Source organism: Psychrobacter sp. 1Y4, assembly GCF_051847555.1.
In genome coordinates this window covers 1-1,342 of the sequence record NZ_JBPYDE010000069.1, presented here as the reverse complement: position 1 = coordinate 1,342, position 1,342 = coordinate 1, and the positions used below count along the sequence as shown (strand labels likewise).

Genomic DNA, 1,342 nt, shown 5'->3' with positions numbered 1-1,342 from the left:
AGCTCATGTACTTGCGCGGCTGCCATATCCACACAGAGATTGACAGCGCTGCGTTCACAAGAACGATTGGATAGCTGCAATCCTTGAATGAATATCTCTGTCCACTCTTCTTGTATTTCGCTGACTAGATTACCCAGTCCATTATTGAGTGAGGATTGGTTCTCTATATCGGCAGTGAATCGCGGACGATCTTCGAGCAAATGCTGAAATAGCGCAATATTCTGAAATGCTGAATCAAAAATCATTATCAGATATTGCTGACACTGCCGATTAAACTCATCCTTAGTCAGTACATCATAGTCCTTGAGCATATTGACCCATGCCAGCCGCATCGGCGACAGATAGTTGTCTTTTAACTGAGCGCTGAGCTCGTTCTGTAGCGCATCCAAGCTCTCAAAATGATTATAAAAACTGGGCTGCGCAATACCCGCCCCTTTAGCCACTTTATTCATGCTCATGCCTTGAGCGCCTTCTAGGCTGTACAGCCGTAACGCACTTTTTAGTAAGGCACGCCGCGTCTTGGCTTTTGCCAGCTCACGTTTTGACTCTATAGGTGCGGCTTCATTTTGCGCTAATGCATTCAATATAGAGGTATCCCTACTCGATAAATGATTATGTCAACACGCCAGTAATTTACCTGAGGTGCTATTGTGCTAAAAAAGTGTGATGATAGTCACATATCGATCACTATTTTTAGACTCGTCATTTTTAAATCCACAACAATTTTTACTAATTATGTTTCGACTATAAGGTTATAGTCATTTAAACAATATGTCTATAGCCAAATTCATAGTAGAACGCACGCTTCCCAAAACAATAATTTTAGGCTGCTATCATGACATCACCTGTTTTTTCACCGTTTATATTGCCTTGTGGTATCACCTTGCCCAATCGCTTAGCCAAAGCTGCCATGGAAGAAAACATGGCTGATGTTGGTCAAATCCCTGGCCCTACCTTACTGCGCCTATATACAAGCTGGGCGAATGGCGGTACTGGTTTATTAATCACAGGAAACGTGATGGTCGATGGCCGCGCCATGACTGGTCCGGGCGGTGTCGTATTAGACAGGCATAGTGACATATCGCCTTTTAAAGCGTGGGCACGTGCTGCCAAACAAAACAACACACGCGTTTTTATGCAGCTAAATCATCCTGGTCGTCAAGTTTATGCCTCGATGGGCGGTGATGTATTGTCACCCTCTGATGTGTCTATCAACTTGGGTAAGCACTCGCATTTATTTAGCAAACCTCGCGCCATGACGCAGCAGGATATAGATCAGCTGATACAACGATTTGCCGATAGTGCTATCAAAGCAGAGCAAGCTGGTTTTGATGGTGTACAA

General features: G+C 44.1%; 2 protein-coding genes. One reads left to right on the top strand and one right to left on the bottom strand.

From position 1 onward, the window contains the following. On the bottom strand, window positions 1–584 hold a 584-nt coding region (locus tag ACS8FC_RS14205; protein ID WP_439297234.1), incomplete at its 3' end, for a TetR/AcrR family transcriptional regulator. A 251-nt stretch (window positions 585–835) separates the two neighbouring features. Between ACS8FC_RS14205 and ACS8FC_RS14200 the strand changes: the two genes are divergently transcribed. Further along, window positions 836–1,342, top strand: a 507-nt coding sequence (locus tag ACS8FC_RS14200; RefSeq protein ID WP_459112961.1) for an oxidoreductase, incomplete at its 3' end; no start/stop codon positions are given.